The sequence below is a fragment of the Rhizobium laguerreae genome (assembly GCF_002008165.1).
Classification (GTDB): domain Bacteria; phylum Pseudomonadota; class Alphaproteobacteria; order Rhizobiales; family Rhizobiaceae; genus Rhizobium; species Rhizobium laguerreae.
In genome coordinates, this window is record NZ_MRDM01000009.1 from 197,782 (window position 1) to 211,517 (window position 13,736).

The following is a 13,736-nucleotide window of genomic DNA, read 5'->3' on the forward strand; positions in this document are numbered from 1 at the left end:
GCGTGAAGATCGGATGCTCAGCTAATCGAACGCAGCCCGAGATAGGCTGCCAAACTGATGGCGGAGAGGGCAATCGTCAGCCTGGGTCTCGCATCGTCGAACATCGCCGCCAGCGAGAGGCCGAGTATCAGGATGACGGATTTTGCCCAAACATCCTGATCGGAGACGGTGAAAGCGATTGCCGCCAGAAAGACGGCGCTTGCGACGATTGTCACTGGGGCGGATTTCTCGGCGAGGTCGCCGCCTGCGAAATACGGCAGCAGAAAACGCCGCATGCTCAAGCCCGAAGCGACGCTCAGGAGAAGACAGGTCAAGACAAGGTGCAACATGGGGTCGTCGCCGATCGATCTGCAGATGGCCTTGCGGATGCAAACCTCATGCCAGCCCCAAACCCGCAAATCCCCGTCCGACAGAGGCATGTCGCCGCTTGCATGGCTATTTCCTCGGCGTCGCGATCCTTTTTTCGGCAATCGCTTGCTTGTCCGGTCCCCGGCTTGCTTTTTTTCGTCCAATGCCGAAACCGGCTTGAGTTGGCATAATGATTTTTATATAGAGAATTATCTGCCGTCTTAATTCCGGAAACGAGATCTTTTCATTGGACCTTTCATCGATCGAGATATTCCTCGCTGTCGCCAGCGACCGCAGCGTGACGAAGGCTGCCAAGGCCGTAGGGCGAGTTCCGTCGAATGTGACGACGCGTATCCAGCAATTGGAGGAGGACCTCGGCGTTTCCCTCTTCAGCCGTGACGGCAAGAAGATGACGTTGACGCGGGAGGGTGAGACGTTTCTCGGCTATGCCAACCGGCTTATGACGCTTGCGCTCGAAGCGCGCCAGGCCGTGCGGCCTCTCGCCCCATCGGGGACGTTGCGGGTCGGCACCATGGAGAGCACGGCGGCAAGCAGGCTGCCGGCGGCGCTAACGCAATTCAATCAGATGTGGCCTGATGTGTCGCTTCATCTGACGATGGGAGCGTCCCGCGATCTGACCCGCGACGTTCTCTCCGATGTCCTGGATTGTGCGCTGATTGCCCGCCCGCCGAAGACGATGCGGGAGGAAGACTCGAGCTTCGATGCCGAACTCAAGGCACTGGAAATGGAGCCGGTCTTCGTCGAGGACCTGTTGATCGTGTTGCCATCCGGGCATCCCTCCATCAAATCCGCCGCAGACCTGCGTGTCGGATCGCTCGCCGCTCTCGAGCCCGGCTGCACCTATCGCAGGATCGCCGAAAACTGGGCGCGCAAATCGAGCGCCCTGCCGACGAGCGAGCTCGGCTCCTACCACGCGATCCTGGCGAGCGTTGCGACCGGCAACACGGCGGGTGTCATGCCGCGATCCGTCCTTGATCTCATGCACTGGCCGACGCCTGTCCAGACCCATCAGCTAGGCCCTGTCGAGACGCTGCTCGTCTACCGCAGGACTGATCGTCCCAGCGCGTTCAACGCATTCCACGAAGTCCTCAGCGCGACAAAGGGCAGAGATGTCAGGCTGGCGACAAACTAGCTCTCACATTTCCCGTTCGCCCTCCACCTAATCCTCGCTTAATTGGTCTTGTCATGCAGTATCCCGTTTCCCCGAAGGTGGGACCGAGCCGCTTCCGCCGCTTCCGTTTGTTTTCACCTATTCTGGCCGGTGCGACCTTACGAGAGCGATTGATTGCATGTCTCGGCGCTTTGCTGGCCATTGGTTTCACCGGCGTCATCAGCGGCTATCTGTTTGGCCAGGGGCCACATCTTCCTCTGATCGTCGCGCCGATGGGAGCGTCCGCGGTGCTTCTTTTTGCGGTGCCGGCAAGCCCGCTGGCGCAGCCATGGTCGATCATCGGCGGCAATACCATTTCCGCTCTGATGGGAATCATTGCCGCCTATTTCATTCGCGATCCGATCATCGCGACCGGCGTCGGCGTTTCGCTTGCCATCGGCGCGATGTCCTTCACGCGCTGCCTTCATCCACCCGGCGGAGCCGCCGCACTGACCGCCGTGCTCGGCGGCCCTGTCGTTGCCGGCTGGGGGCTCCTCTTTCCCTTCGTGCCCGTCGCTTTGAACTCCTGCATTCTCGTCGGCCTTGGCCTGCTGTTCCACAAGGTGTCCAAGCGGAATTATCCGCATGTCGTTCCGAAAGCGGCAGAGAACACCCATCAGACGATCGACCTGCCATCCATGGTGCGGGTGGGTTTTCGCGAGGAGGATGTCGATGCGGCCCTCGAAGCGCTTGACGAAACCTTCGATATCGACCGGGCAGACCTTAGCCGGCTGTTGCAGCAGGTCGAGCTGCAAGCGGCCATCCGCTCAAACGGCAAGATCAACTGTGCCGATATCATGTCGCGCGACGTGATCGCCATTGGCGAAGCTTCGGAGCCGGATGCCGCACGGCATCTTCTCTTGAAGCATAATATCCGCACCTTGCCGGTGAAGGACCCAGAGGGCCGCCTCGTCGGCACCGTCGGCTTGCGGGAATTGTCCATGAGCACCGAGACAATCGCGCATGCGATCGCGAGACCGGCGGTAGCGAGGCCCTCGGACCCCGCTCTGTCGTTATTGCCGGTTCTGACGGACGGGCGCACGCATGCCGTCATCATTGTCGATGACGATTACCGGATCCTCGGCCTGATATCGCAGACGGATCTGCTGAGCGCAGTGGCGCAGCTACTGCCAAAGGAAGACAATGAGATCCCGGCGGTGGCCTGAGTGGTCGGCGTGGAACGTAGCTGGAGAAAAAGTCGGTGCTGATCGAGCGCGATGCAAATGGCGATTTCATCCTGGAATCATCGGAATTGGCGGAGCGGTTCGGGCTGTCGCTTGCCGATCTTCGCCGCCACATGCGCCATGGTTCCGTCGTCAGTTCCGTGGAAATCGGGACAGCTGAACACGAGGGGACGAAACGGGTGTCGCTTCGGCTCGGCAACAGGCTTTGGCAAGCCGTTTTGAACGATGAAAATGAAGTGCAGCAGGAGCAGATGACCGTTCTTCGGGGTAAATCCTCCGGACGGCGCCCACGCTGACACCATCATTATGTGTGGTCCCGCGCGGTACTTATGACGCGCAGGCGCGGCATTCCCTACCGCTCGCTCGTTTCGAAGAGGCCGCGGGCCGCCTCGACCATCGACTGCAGGTGATTGGCGTCGCGCACACCCTGCCGGTAGAGTTCGATGACGATGCTCGCCATTCGTTCGGCTTCGTCGCTGTCCTTTGCCACCTGGTAATCGGATCTGATCTTGTCGAAGACCTGCTGGCAGATTTCGAGATCGCGGGAGTCCAGCGGTGCCTGCGATCGAGTTTTGATCGTTTGAACCATCTCTATTCCCTCCGAAAGGGCCCGCCGGCCAAGCCGGCGGGCCGGTAGCGGTCTTAGAAGTCCATGCCGTGGCCGGCGGGCAATGGCGGCGGCGCGTCCTTCTTGGGTTTCTCGGCGATCATGGCCTCCGTCGTGACGAGAAGACCGGCGATGGAGGACGCATCCTGCAGCGCGGTGCGCACCACCTTGGCCGGATCGATAACGCCCTGGGCATAGAGGTCGCCATATTCGCCCGTCTGAGCGTTCCAGCCGTAGGAGAACTCGGTCTTCTCGCGCAGCTTGCCGACGATGATCGAGCCTTCCGCTCCGGCATTTTCGGCGATCTGGCGAGCCGGGGCCTCGACCGCGCGGCGGACGATCTCCACACCGACGCGCTGGTCCTGGTTGGCCGTGTTGAGATTGTCGAGCGCCTTGACGGCGCGCAGCAGCGCCACGCCGCCGCCAGGCAGGATGCCTTCCTCCACCGCCGCGCGGGTTGCATGAAGCGCGTCGTCGACGCGGTCCTTCTTCTCCTTCACTTCGACTTCCGTCGAGCCGCCGACGCGGATAACGGCAACGCCGCCGGCGAGCTTTGCAAGGCGTTCCTGCAGCTTCTCGCGGTCGTAGTCGGACGTGGTTTCCTCGATCTGGGCGCGGATCTGGGCAATACGGCCTTCGATGTCGGACTTGGCGCCTGCCCCATCGACGATCGTGGTGTTTTCCTTCTCGATCGACACCTTCTTGGCACGGCCGAGCATGTCGAGCGTAACGGATTCGAGCTTGATGCCGAGATCTTCGGAGATCACGGTGCCGGCGGTCAGGATGGCGATGTCTTCCAGCATGGCCTTGCGGCGGTCGCCGAAGCCAGGCGCCTTGACGGCGGCGATCTTCAGGCCGCCGCGCAGCTTGTTGACGACGAGCGTCGCAAGCGCCTCGCCTTCGACGTCTTCAGCGATGATGAGCAACGGCTTGCTGGATTGGACGACGGCTTCGAGAACCGGCAGCATCGACTGCAGGTTGGAGAGCTTCTTCTCGTGGATGAGGATATAGGGGTCTTCGAACTCGACCCGCATCTTGTCGGCATTGGTCACGAAGTAGGGGCTGAGATAGCCGCGGTCGAACTGCATGCCTTCGACGACTTCGAGTTCGGTTTCGGCGGTCTTGGCCTCTTCGACCGTGATGACGCCATCATTGCCGACCCTTTCCATGGCTTCCGCCAAAAAGCGTCCGATTTCGGCATCGCCATTGGCAGAGATCGTGCCGACCTGGGCGATTTCGGAATTGTTGGAGATCTTGCGGGCGTTGGCCTTCAGTTCCGCGACGATGGCGCCGACCGCAAGATCGATGCCGCGTTTCAGGTCCATCGGGTTCATGCCCGAAGTAACGGCCTTGGCGCCCTCCTTGACGATTGCCTGGGCGAGCACCGTTGCAGTCGTGGTGCCGTCGCCGGCGATGTCGCTGGTCTTCGAGGCGACTTCGCGGACCATCTGTGCGCCCATGTTTTCGAACTTGTCTTCGAGTTCGATTTCCTTGGCGACCGAAACGCCGTCCTTGGTCATGCGCGGTGCGCCGAAAGACCTTTCGATCACGACGTTGCGGCCTTTCGGGCCGAGGGTCGCCTTCACGGCGTTGGCCAGGATGTCGACGCCACGCAGCATCTTCTCACGGGCTTCGGTGCCGAATTTGATTTCTTTAGCAGCCATTGTCCTCACTCCTTCATAGGCAGCCAGAGCAATTCCTGGAAAAGTGCGACGTGGTTTTCCGTTTGGAATTGCGTCAGAAATAAAAGGTTGGAGCGGTTCTGCGTTTCCATGAAAAGCCGATGCGCTCCTGCATCGACGGATGCCCCGCAGGAATCTCAGGCGGCCTGCTTCTTTTCGCCCCGGGTTTCGATAATCCCCATCACGTCGCTTTCCTTCATAATCAGCAGATCTTCGCCATTGATCTTGATCTCGGTGCCGGACCATTTGCCGAACAGGATGCGATCGCCGGGCTTGACGTCGAGAGCCTGAATCTGTCCGGCGTCGTTGCGTGCGCCGGGGCCGACGGCGATAACCTCGCCTTCCTGCGGCTTCTCCTTGGCGGTGTCGGGAATGATGATGCCGCCCTTGGTCTTTTCCTCTGAATCGACCCGGCGGACGAGAATACGGTCATGAAGCGGTCGAAACGACATGTCTTCCTCCATCGATGAACAATGATGACGTTGTTCCCGTGGCCGGACCGGATAACCAATCCGGGCGGGTGCAGGTTCGCGCGCGCCTTGCGCGAATGATCTGGTTCGAGGGTTTAGCAATTTCAAGAGGCGACGAAAGAAAAATTAGCACTCTCCGCCGGAGACTGCTAACGCCCAACAGGGAACAGACAATCGGCTCCTGCGTTCGAATAAAAGGGCGAACGGCATTGAGGCTTGAATCCGTATTTCGGCATTCCTAGTTCTTTGGTGGCCGAGGCTTGATGAGCTCGGTCACCGTCCCACGTCTTTAGGAGTGAGTGACATGGAAGAGAACACCAAACTAATCAAAGACCTCAGTATCGAGGAACGCGAGGAAATCCTCGTCGATATCGCTCGTACGCTGGAGGACACGGCGCGTGAGGCCTTTGTCGAAGGCAATACGCAATTTGCGGCAATCTCCAACAACATGGCTGAAGCGATCCGCGTCAACGCCGATGAGCTCGCCCGTGATGATCCGGAAAATGCCGAGCTCGTATTGCAGCAGGCAACGGCGATGATCTCGCAATTCGAAGCCGTGCACCCCTATCGGATGGTGAGCATGGCCGTCCATTGATCGCCGGATGCGTGGCTCCGCCTCGATCCCCCGCTCAAATCAATCGCCACCCACGCGGAACTCTCACTGCTTGCGAAGGTTATTGGATCACAACATCGAAAGGTGATCCATGATGACTTCCAGATCCAACGTGCCGCCAGAGAGCGGCACCGACGATGCGCGGTCCGCCGATACCGAACGGGCCGAAACCGATCGCAAAAGGGCATTGGAGACCGCCCGGCGCAATGTGAGTTCGGTATTAAGTCGCGATAGCGGCACCGAAACCCCAAGCCTGAAGCTTGCGAAAAAATATCTCAGTCTCGGCGGCCACCGCCGGTCGATGATCGATGACAATATCACCGATGTTCGCCACTGGGACAAGGATCCGCCGGAGGCCGAACGGTTCTGGAAGGAACGGGTGGAGACGCTTCCAAAGGATCAACGCAAGCAGGTGGAGGATTTTCTTCCAACCATCAACACGCCCTGAAAAGGGCGGCCGAGCCGCTCTTCGGGCGGCTCGTTCCAATGCGCTTGGAGGCGATCATGGCTATAGACAAGCACGAGCAAATCCGTCGCCGTGCCTACGAAATCTGGGAGGCCGAGGGCCGCCCGGATGGCGCTGACCAGCGCCATTGGCTTCAAGCCTGCGACGAACTTGCCGGCGAGGATGAGCATGAGACGCTGCAGAACCTGCTCGATGAAGACGACAGGGATGATGCGGCATTGCTTCAAGGGGCGGGCGAGAGCGGCGATTTCGATCGGCCAAGAACGTGGCCTGTTGAGGCCGCCAAGGCTCCCGTGCCTGACATCGAGATGACGACGGGCGAAAAGCCTTCCTGGCGGAAGATCAGGAAGACCGAAGGGCCGTGATCGCCATGCAGCATCTCGACCATGCCATCCAGATCGCTCTTACGGCCCACGAAGGCCAGGCGGACAAGACCGGCCGGCCGTTCTTCGAGCACTGCCAGCGAGTAGCGCTTCTCGTTTCCGGTGAGGAGACGCGAACGGTCGCCTACCTTCATGACGTCGTCGAGAAGGGCAGCGGCTGGACGCTCGACAGGCTGCGGGAAGAAGGGTTTCCGCCGGCGATCATCTCCGCGGTGAATGCTCTGACACGGCGGCCGGACGAGCCGGATGACGATTTCGTCAGACGTGCGGCATCAAACGCGCTGGCCTTGCCCGTCAAACGGGCCGATCTCGAAGATAATCTCCGACAGGCCGAACAAGCTGGCAAGAAAACGGAAAAATACCAGCGCGGCCTGGATCTCTTGCGCGACATCAGGAACGGACAATAGGACCGCGGACGAATTTGCGCAGTTCGCCTGCAACTGCCACCAAAGGTCGGCAATCGGCGCAAGGGCGCACTCCTCGCCTTCCATGTCACGTGCAGAGCGCGACCGCAACCTGGCCTCCGCTTGCAGCGGCGGAGGCCGTTTGGCGGCATTTCATGCTTTGTTGGCAAACCACACCGTCGGCGCGCCGAGCACGCCTCCCGTGCGCATCGCCGTCTTCAGCTCGTCCAGCTTGCTAAATGCCTGCGCCGCTTCAAGCGTGGCAAACTCGTGGGTGACGGTAATATCGTTCGGATTGTCGTTGGCGCGATAAACGGCTTGCGCCGTTACCCCATTGACCTTCTGCACCGGCGAAAAGCCATCATATATCTTGCGCCAGGCGGCATAATCGGAGACCTCGTGCCTAACGAATAATGTCGTCATATCATCCTCCCGCGTTGCATTTCCAAGTCTCGTCGAGATGTGTGTGTTACGATTGAACGAGGAACGTCATGGTCTCGGGCAAGACGCCGTCACTCGCCATCGCATCGGCCGCTGCCTTGGTCTGCATGAAGGCCATCAACTTTTCCATGTCTGCAACGTCCATGACCAAGCCGACGCGGTTGGAGTTTTGAGGGTCTGTAAACGTGCGAATGTTCGTGACGCCAACGGGTTCCAATACCTGCTTGCGGATCGGTGAGGCGAGCCAGTGTTTCGTGTCTTTGACGTCGTGGTAGATCATTATGGTAGGCATTGCGTCCTCCTCTCAAGATCTCGGAAACTGAAAGCTGAGTATGCTGCTGCGCTTTGCCGGATTTCATTACAGCAATGTTGCGAAGAGTGGGTTTTTCTTATTCATTAGTTGAGGGTGTAAATATAATTATCGAGTAATTCGAAAATATTATGCGGCGGCGGCGTTGGGCGCGCATTGGCTTTTCGAGAATAGCTTTGGTGACGGTTCCGAAGTCAGCGAGCGTCATTGGTGCTAAGATATGATCGTGATGCCCGCACGGCGCCCATAGTCCCGCAGTTCGAGAAGGAGATCGGCGTCCGCACCGGCGTCAATGGATTGAACGACGTCGAGCCGGTCCTCTGCCAGGCGATCCTCGAACAGGATGATGCATTGCTCGGGATCGCACTGGCAGGACGTCCAGATCAACCCGTCGACGTCGGCGCGCGTCCGATGAATGGCTTCGGCCCACAGGACGGTCTCGCCATATGTCGTCTTCGGCGTTTCGATGAGATCCGTTCGATTGAGTTTCCAGGCTTTCAAATCGGGTGCGAAAAGGCTTGCCAACCGTAGATCACGCTTTGGCGCGATGACGCTCACCGTCCGCGCTTCGACGACGGCAAGCCGGACGGTGTTGAAAGCGGCGGCCGGTTCGATGTCGTGAAAGATCGACTCGAAGGCGGCCGCCTCTCTGCTCGTTGCCGCATAGAGCGTCGCGACACAATTGCCGTGCGCGTCGTTGAACGGTGCAAAGCGCGTCGGCTGTCCCTTGCAGGGATTGAATTGCCCTGCCCGGAACGAAGACAGATGGGTCCGATGAAGCGCCGTACCCGCCTTGATCATCCGGATGTTGATCGTTGCAAAAGGAGATGGCGGGCATGGCAGAGGAGGGTGGCTCACCCAATGACCTCTTGCCGTTCACGGGCCGCGGCAGCAGCCACCGCGTCGATATCGTCAAGCGCATCCATGGGCGCCTTGTCGTCCAGCCAGCCGTTCGTTGAAACGAACCAGAATGCACGCTGCCATGGAGACAGGTTTTCCGGAAGCGCCACAAGCGCCTTCTTGATCGCAGGATGCGGCCGTCCGTCCCGGAGCTGAAACGCCGGAAAATATTCGGTGCCGCGATGATGTACTGAGAAAATGTCGCCGGCTTTCTTCCAGCGCGCCGCAGTCGCGTAGAGGTTTCTCGCGCTTGAGCCGGCGCGGTTTCCGATCTCCGCGCTGGTGAGCTGCGGCACCTCAGCGATGAAGCGATCCCTGAGCTCCAGATTGTCCGCTGCGAGCACGCCGCGCGCCTCGCCAAGCTCATCAGGCAGTATAACATCCGCGAGCTTGTTGATCGCGTCTTCCAGCCGGCTTTCTTCCAGCGAGCCGCTGACGCGGACCATCGTCTGGAAGAAGGTCTTGACGGATCTGCGATGTCCTTCCGGAAGATCGGGTTTTAAGCGGATTACCACGGAATCCCCGACCGCAACATTTGCCATCGCCCTGGCGAGCTTCGCGAGTTCGGGGTCCGCGTTCCCAGGAAAAGCAGATCGATCGACGGCGAACTTCGTCAGGGTCTGCAGGAAGGCATCCGCGAACGCATCACGCAGAGCGTTTTCATCCGAGGCCCGTTCTGGAACAACGCCTTTGCGCCGGCGGCCAGCCAATGGCACGGTTCGTCCGTCGTTGGCGGACGACCGATCAATCATGAGAAATTCGGAAAAGAGAGCTTCGGTCATTTCGGCCACGTGAGATTGGTGATAAGCATCACAATATCACCTAAATCATGCAAAGTCGATTGCAATGGGAGTGTCAGGACCATCACCTCGCATATGCGCCAGTGGACAGATTTGATGGCAGGATCGATTTGACTTCCCAATATCGGTGGTCGCACCAATTTGACGATCGGATACGCCTCGGCGCGTGAGACGACAGAGGTTTAGAATGATCGAACGCCAACCATTTGATCTCAAGGCCTATGTGCACGACATCGGAACAAGGCCATGCTTTATCTGTGGCTTGGTCAGGAATGACCCTGACTTCTTTCATCATCGCGTTTTTGAAGACGACGAGACGACCATTTTCCTGAGCAAATACCCCACTCTACCGGGCTATTGCCTCGTCTGTCCGAAGGAGCACCGGGAGGATCTGGCGCGGGACATGTCGACAGATGAATATCTTCGACTACAGGAGAAGGTGCATGTCTTGTCGCGCGCCCTCAAAAGCCTGTTGGACGCCGAGCGAATTTATGTGCTTTCGCTCGGCAGCCAACAAGCCAACAGCCACCTACATTTTCATGTCGTTCCCTTGCCCTCAGGTGTGCCGCTCGAAAAGCAGCAATACCATGCACTGATGGCGGAGTACGGGGTTTTACAGATACCCGACGATCAAATGGCACAGCTGGCGCAGCGCATTGGTGAAGCATACCGTTCAGAGTTGACCGCACGATAATCAACCGTCTGGCCGGCGGTCGAAACCCGGAAGCCAGTCCTCCAAGCTACGTCCCGAGGGCGAATGCCGGCACGCGTACGCCTTTTTCGCGAAAGAACCGCTCCACCTCGTCGAGGCGAGGACAGGCCGGCGGGTTGTCGAGCGCCTTTGCCCAGTTTTCACGGCGGGGCAGGGCCATCGCGGCGGTCACCAGCACGGTGGTTCCGGGGCCGCTTTCGCCGCGCAGCTGCGGCAGCAGGGTCTTGGCGTGGATGAGATTTGTGTTTGGTATCGGGCTCATCGCATGGCCGGCCCTTCGATTTGGCGATAGATCGACGATCGCGCTGATATCAGTCTGTCCGTACCAGACGGACCGACCATCGCTTACATCGGAGCGATCGGCATTGAAATCCGCGCGTTCGATCGCAAAGCCGCCCTCGATGGTGCCAAGGGTGCGCGGCGTGGCGATGCGGTGGATGCGAATGTGCCACGGGTTTTCGGGAAGCAGCCAGGATTCGATGGTGACATCGCTCCAGGGGCGCCAGCGCGAATAGAGCAGGTCGCCAGCGATCAACGCCTCTTCGAGAGATTCCCGCATCCGGAAATGGACGCCGTCATCGGAGAGGCCGAGCATGCCGTCGAAGCTCGCGGCGGAGAAATTCCGGTCGTCGGCTTCGATGTTGAAGGCGTAGCGCGTGGAGTAGACGAATTTCGAATATTTCTCGTTTGCGCCGAGCATCTTGTCGTGCTGCTGCCCTGAGGAGAGTACGACCACGTTTCCCGGCGTGTGCATGGCGACCATTCCCGCCGGCTTCAACGCAACCGGCTCCGGAAATTCCGGCTGCGGTGCCTCCTCGGCCGCCCAGAACGGATGATCCCCCGGAAGGGCGAGCGGCAGGAAGAATTTCAGCGCCCAATAGGGCGAGCCGGGAGAGTTGTAGCTCTCGCTCATGAAGAGGTTCGGATAGCCGTAGCCGACCGAAAGAACGCCGTCGCGATCGGCAATCGGCATCGCCGACCACCAGCGGATATGGCGCATGTAATAGCCCTTGATCTCCGCCCAGGGCAGGGCTTCGACGCCGGCAAAGGCAAGCGCGCCCCAAAAACCTCCCGCCGCGAAGCGGTAGGTCTGGCTGCGGCCGAAGGCAAGGGCTGCACCATCGGGGCCGAACCAGTGGCGGACGTCCCTGGCGAAGATCTCGGCACGATCGCGGAAGCGATCCTTGCGCGCCTCGTCGCCCTTGGCCAGCACCGCATAGATCAGGCCGTAGAAATGCATGGCGAAGGGAATGTAATGATCGACCCGCCGAACCGGCCCGTCGCGATACCAGCCTTCCCCGAGGTCGAAGGCCTCCACTTCGTCGAGATAGGCGAGGGTTTTCCGGTGATCGAACGCCACGCTCACGCGTTCCAGCCCTAGATCGATGAGCACACGGAAGAATTTCCAGTTGTTGTCGATGAATTCCAGCTCGCGTGCTCTGAGAAGATAGGCGGCGACCGTCTTCTTCTCGCTGTCGTCAAGCGGTTCCCAGATGTGCTCGGGCACGAGCGCCAGGGCGAAGCCGACGGCGGCGAGTTCGACCAGCCGCTGATTGCGGTCGGCAAGATCGCCCCAATATTCGGGATGAGCGGGATTGGTGCCGTTTGCCAGCCCGCCGCGATAGAGATCCCAATGCGGAAACACGCCGCCGCCCGCAACGAGCGGAACGATTCCCCAGAGCGGCCGCGCAAATCCCTCCAGATCCGCTGCCGCCCGATCGAAGATCGCGCCGGCCGCGCCGAGGCGCACACGGGCGCCGCCTTCGGAAAAATACGGCAGCAGCGGCTCGAAGAGATCGATGACGGCCCTGGCGAGGTCGTCGCGTGTCTTCAGGGGGTTGCCGAAAAGCGGATTGGCCCGGGCGGGATCATATATCATTGTCAGGCTCGAAATTCATGAAAAACAGGATCGGCCGCGGGCAGACATTGCCCGCGGCCGTCGATATTTCTGGACGCTTACTTGATGGCCTTCACGCCTTCGGTCATTTCCTTCAGCCCGTCATCGACGGAGGTGCTGTCGGTCATGATCGCGTCATGCGCGCGATTGAGCACGACCTCGATCTTGGCGGCGTTGGGGTTGACCGCCATCTCCAGGTAGGTTTTCGACGGCTTCAGCGCCTCCTTGCTGGCCGCATCCTCAGGAAAACCGGGTGTTGCCGCGATCTTGGCGCTGACATCATCCGTCTTGAGCGCAGGGAAAGTGCCCGTCGACGCGATGACTGCTGCGCCCTCAGGACCGGTGACGAACTTGATGAAATCGAGAGCGGCATCCTTGTGAACGGAGTTGGCGTTGACCGCCAGGCCCGAGATCTGCGCAGCGGTCGTGCCGATTGCCACACCGTCGGGATGCGGGAACTTCACGATGCCCCAGTTCTTGCTCTTCGATTCACCCGATTTCACCTTGGTGATCTGGGTGCCGACGAACCAGGTTCCCATCGGCAACATGCCGATCGTGCCATTAAAGAAGAGCGCCGAATAATGCGTGTTCGACGTCTTCAGGAAAGCATAGGAGGGAATCGCGCCATCCTTCTGCAGGGTCAGCGCCCGCTCGTACCAGGGCTTCAGGAAGCCGTAGTCGCCGTCGACCAGCGTGTGTTTTCCATCGAGGATGCCGGGCAGCTGAACGGTCGACCGCCAGGTGTGCAGAAGCGCGCCGTAGGTCTTGTTGGTGCCCATGCCGCCCGAAAGCTTCTCGGCGGTCTCGTCGAACTGCGCCCAGGTCATGTCATTGGTGGGGTAGGGGACGCCTGCCTTGTCGAATATATCCTTGTTGTAATAGACGACCCAGAAATCGGAACGGAACGGCAGGGAGTAGATCTTGCCATCGATGGTCAGCTCCTCGATCAGGCCGCCATAGGGGGCCGGGTCGATCTTCTGATCCTTCACGAAGCCGCTGAGATCGGCAATGTTGCCGGCGCGCACCAGATTGGTGTAGCCCGGCACGTCCTTGACGGTGACGATGTCGATATCCTTGGAGCCGCCGGTCAGCTGCGTCGAGATCATCTGCTGATAGTCCTGCGAGCCGAGGTCCATCGGCTCGAACTTCACGTTGGGGTGCTTAGCCTGATAGGCCTCGATCAGCGGCTTGTAATAGGCGGTCTTGTCCCAGTCCCACAAAGCCCATTTGAGCGTCACGGCGTCCTGGGCAAGCGCAGCCCCGGCCGTCATCGCCGCCAAGGTGAACCCCGCCACGGCAAGTTTCACCGTCCCCCCGAATTTATCCAAATACATTCCCGTTCTCCTTC

19 protein-coding genes are annotated in these 13,736 nt (G+C 59.8%); 9 read left to right on the forward strand and 10 right to left on the reverse strand.

Annotated features, from left to right (window positions below; translation table 11 throughout):
• Positions 1-17 precede the first annotated feature (17 nt).
• Positions 18-329, reverse strand: coding sequence for a hypothetical protein (locus tag BS630_RS07215; protein WP_077977047.1), 312 nt, complete (start codon positions 327-329; stop codon positions 18-20).
• On the opposite strand from BS630_RS07215, the gene BS630_RS37295 reads away from it, so the two are divergent.
• Genes BS630_RS37295 through BS630_RS07230 form a run of 4 tightly spaced genes read left to right on the forward strand, consistent with a single transcriptional unit; the run spans position 274 to position 2,999 of the window.
• Positions 274-573 carry a hypothetical protein gene (locus tag BS630_RS37295; RefSeq protein WP_167383826.1) on the forward strand — a complete coding sequence of 100 codons (300 nt, stop codon included), beginning with the start codon at positions 274-276 and terminating at the stop codon, positions 571-573. The genes BS630_RS07215 and BS630_RS37295 overlap by 56 nt on opposite strands.
• Before the next feature lie 22 nt (positions 574-595).
• On the forward strand, positions 596-1,501 hold the full coding sequence (locus BS630_RS07220) for a LysR substrate-binding domain-containing protein (protein WP_077976853.1): 906 nt from the start codon (positions 596-598) through the stop codon (positions 1,499-1,501).
• A 53-nt stretch (positions 1,502-1,554) separates the two neighbouring features.
• Positions 1,555-2,685: an HPP family protein gene (locus BS630_RS07225; RefSeq protein ID WP_077976854.1), complete on the forward strand. Its 1,131-nt coding sequence runs from the start codon at positions 1,555-1,557 to the stop codon at positions 2,683-2,685.
• Positions 2,686-2,720: 35 nt separating this feature from the next.
• Positions 2,721-2,999, forward strand: a complete 279-nt coding sequence (locus tag BS630_RS07230; RefSeq protein WP_077976855.1) for a DUF6522 family protein — start codon at positions 2,721-2,723, stop codon at positions 2,997-2,999.
• 56 nt (positions 3,000-3,055) lie between these two features.
• On the opposite strand, the gene BS630_RS07235 is transcribed toward BS630_RS07230, so the two are convergent.
• The 3 genes from BS630_RS07235 to BS630_RS07245 form a co-directional block, all read right to left on the reverse strand.
• Entirely contained in the window at positions 3,056-3,292 is a 237-nt protein-coding gene (locus tag BS630_RS07235) for a hypothetical protein (protein ID WP_077976856.1), read from the reverse strand.
• A gap of 53 nt (positions 3,293-3,345) precedes the next feature.
• Positions 3,346-4,974 (reverse strand): chaperonin GroEL, encoded by a 1,629-nt coding sequence (gene groL / locus BS630_RS07240; RefSeq protein ID WP_077976857.1) that lies wholly within the window; start codon positions 4,972-4,974, stop codon positions 3,346-3,348.
• 155 nt (positions 4,975-5,129) lie between these two features.
• Positions 5,130-5,444: a co-chaperone GroES gene (locus BS630_RS07245; RefSeq protein WP_027664694.1), complete on the reverse strand. Its 315-nt coding sequence runs from the start codon at positions 5,442-5,444 to the stop codon at positions 5,130-5,132.
• Positions 5,445-5,766: 322 nt separating this feature from the next.
• Here BS630_RS07245 and BS630_RS07250 point away from each other — a divergent pair, with 322 nt between their 5' ends.
• From BS630_RS07250 to BS630_RS07265, 4 genes are all read left to right on the forward strand, one after another.
• Positions 5,767-6,057: a hypothetical protein gene (locus tag BS630_RS07250; protein ID WP_020047251.1), complete on the forward strand. Its 291-nt coding sequence runs from the start codon at positions 5,767-5,769 to the stop codon at positions 6,055-6,057.
• Between the two features lie 109 nt (positions 6,058-6,166).
• Positions 6,167-6,523: a hypothetical protein gene (locus BS630_RS07255; RefSeq protein WP_077976858.1), complete on the forward strand. Its 357-nt coding sequence runs from the start codon at positions 6,167-6,169 to the stop codon at positions 6,521-6,523.
• A 56-nt stretch (positions 6,524-6,579) separates the two neighbouring features.
• Positions 6,580-6,906: a DUF2934 domain-containing protein gene (locus BS630_RS07260; RefSeq protein WP_025397142.1), complete on the forward strand. Its 327-nt coding sequence runs from the start codon at positions 6,580-6,582 to the stop codon at positions 6,904-6,906.
• A 5-nt stretch (positions 6,907-6,911) separates the two neighbouring features.
• The gene (locus BS630_RS07265) at positions 6,912-7,331 is read left to right on the forward strand and encodes an HD domain-containing protein (protein ID WP_077977048.1); all 420 of its coding nucleotides are present in this window, start codon (positions 6,912-6,914) and stop codon (positions 7,329-7,331) included.
• 150 nt (positions 7,332-7,481) lie between these two features.
• Here BS630_RS07265 and BS630_RS07270 read toward each other — a convergent pair whose 3' ends face one another.
• The 4 genes from BS630_RS07270 to BS630_RS07285 form a co-directional block, all read right to left on the reverse strand.
• Positions 7,482-7,751 carry a cyclase gene (locus BS630_RS07270; RefSeq protein ID WP_077976859.1) on the reverse strand — a complete coding sequence of 90 codons (270 nt, stop codon included), beginning with the start codon at positions 7,749-7,751 and terminating at the stop codon, positions 7,482-7,484.
• Between the two features lie 46 nt (positions 7,752-7,797).
• On the reverse strand, positions 7,798-8,061 hold the full coding sequence (locus BS630_RS07275; protein ID WP_077976860.1) for a hypothetical protein: 264 nt from the start codon (positions 8,059-8,061) through the stop codon (positions 7,798-7,800).
• Positions 8,062-8,292: 231 nt separating this feature from the next.
• The gene (locus BS630_RS07280; RefSeq protein ID WP_077976861.1) at positions 8,293-8,937 is read right to left on the reverse strand and encodes an RES family NAD+ phosphorylase; all 645 of its coding nucleotides are present in this window, start codon (positions 8,935-8,937) and stop codon (positions 8,293-8,295) included.
• Positions 8,934-9,761: a hypothetical protein gene (locus BS630_RS07285; protein ID WP_077977049.1), complete on the reverse strand. Its 828-nt coding sequence runs from the start codon at positions 9,759-9,761 to the stop codon at positions 8,934-8,936. The genes BS630_RS07280 and BS630_RS07285 overlap by 4 nt, the downstream gene beginning before the upstream one ends.
• Before the next feature lie 205 nt (positions 9,762-9,966).
• Here BS630_RS07285 and BS630_RS07290 point away from each other — a divergent pair, with 205 nt between their 5' ends.
• Positions 9,967-10,473: an HIT family protein gene (locus BS630_RS07290; protein ID WP_077976862.1), complete on the forward strand. Its 507-nt coding sequence runs from the start codon at positions 9,967-9,969 to the stop codon at positions 10,471-10,473.
• 46 nt (positions 10,474-10,519) lie between these two features.
• Here the strand turns inward: BS630_RS07290 and BS630_RS07295 are convergent, their stop codons facing one another.
• Positions 10,520-12,370 (reverse strand): DUF2264 domain-containing protein, encoded by a 1,851-nt coding sequence (locus tag BS630_RS07295; RefSeq protein WP_077976863.1) that lies wholly within the window; start codon positions 12,368-12,370, stop codon positions 10,520-10,522.
• Positions 12,371-12,447: 77 nt separating this feature from the next.
• Positions 12,448-13,722: an ABC transporter substrate-binding protein gene (locus BS630_RS07300; protein WP_077976864.1), complete on the reverse strand. Its 1,275-nt coding sequence runs from the start codon at positions 13,720-13,722 to the stop codon at positions 12,448-12,450.
• Positions 13,723-13,736: the final 14 nt, after the last annotated feature.